The 649-nt window shown below is 65.9% G+C and carries 1 protein-coding gene; it reads left to right on the top strand.

Annotated elements, in window-relative coordinates; genetic code table 11:
- On the top strand, positions 1-649 hold a 649-nt coding region (locus AC0L3P_RS39970; protein ID WP_473309458.1), incomplete at both ends, for an IS91 family transposase.

Raw genomic sequence — 649 nt, 5'->3', positions numbered from 1 at the left:
TCGTTTATGCGATCCTGTTCAAAGCCGCCGCCGAGGCGATGTCGACGCTCGCCGCCAATCCACGCCGGCTCGGCGCCCGGATCGGTGTCCTCGCCGTCCTTCACACCTGGGGGCAGGCGCTGACGCACCATCCCCACGTCCACTGCGTCGTCCCGGGCGGCGGCCTCTCGCCCGATAGCGCGCGCTGGATTGCCAGCCGACCAAAGTTCTTCCTGGCCGTCAAACCGCTCGCCCGGCTGTTCAGACGCCTGTTCCTCGAACGTCTGACCGCCGCCTTCGACGCCGGCACCCTGAACTTCTTCGGCCATCTCGCATCCCTGGCCGAACCTGCTGCCTTCGCAGCTCATCTCATCGCCATGCGGCGCATCAGCTGGGTGGTCTACGCCAAACGGCCGTTCGGCGGCCCCGCGCAGGTGCTGGCCTATCTCGGCCGCTATACCCATCGCGTCGCGATCGCCAACAGCCGGCTCGTCGCCCTCGACGACGATCACGTCGCCTTTACCTGGAAGGACTACCGCCAGAACGGCGCGACAAAGATCATGAAGCTCAAGCCCGACGAGTTCATCCGCCGTTTCCTTCTTCACACGCTGCCCGATGGCTTCCATCGCATCCGCCACTTCGGCTTCATGGCCAACGGCCATCGCGCTGC

This window comes from Bradyrhizobium sp. WSM4874, assembly GCF_055811835.1.
Note: the sequence above shows the minus strand (reverse complement) of the source record. Positions and strands in the feature narration are given on the sequence as shown.